Origin of the sequence: Enterobacter cloacae complex sp. S3 (assembly GCF_014930495.1) — a bacterium.
Taxonomy (GTDB): Bacteria; Pseudomonadota; Gammaproteobacteria; order Enterobacterales; family Enterobacteriaceae; genus Enterobacter; species Enterobacter asburiae_B.
This window is the reverse complement of record NZ_JADBRD010000131.1, coordinates 1-553: the sequence shown is the minus strand read 5'-3', so window position 1 is coordinate 553 and position 553 is coordinate 1. Positions and strand designations below refer to the sequence as shown.

The 553-nt window shown below is 60.0% G+C and carries 1 protein-coding gene; it reads left to right on the top strand.

The features are described from left to right. Positions 1–553, top strand: a 553-nt coding sequence (locus IM317_RS23830; RefSeq protein ID WP_255519974.1) for a helicase-related protein, incomplete at both ends; no start/stop codon positions are given.

Here is a 553-nt window from a genome sequence, read left to right as displayed (position 1 = left end):
TATTGGGTCTGTACGCTGATTGAAGAGTCCGATCTGCTGGAAGCCCAGGCGGCGGAAGCCACCTGGGAAGAGCTCAAACTGGCGCTGCCGGAGCTCAATATCGGCCTCGTCCACGGGCGGATGAAACCGGCGGAGAAGCAGGCGGTGATGCAGGCCTTCAAGCAGGGCGAGATGCATCTGCTGGTAGCCACCACGGTGATTGAAGTCGGTGTCGACGTGCCTAACTCAAGCCTGATGATTATCGAAAACCCGGAACGTCTGGGTCTGGCGCAGCTGCACCAGCTCAGAGGGCGCGTTGGTCGCGGCGCGGTCGCTTCCCACTGCGTGCTACTCTATAAATCGCCGCTCTCCAAAACGGCGCAGAAACGTCTGCAGGTCCTGCGCGACAGCAACGATGGTTTCGTCATTGCCCAGAAAGACCTCGAAATTCGCGGTCCCGGCGAGCTGCTCGGCACCCGCCAGACCGGCAACGCCGAATTTAAAGTGGCGGACTTACTGCGCGATCAGGCGATGATCCCCGATGTCCAGCGCATTGCTCGCCACATTCATGAAC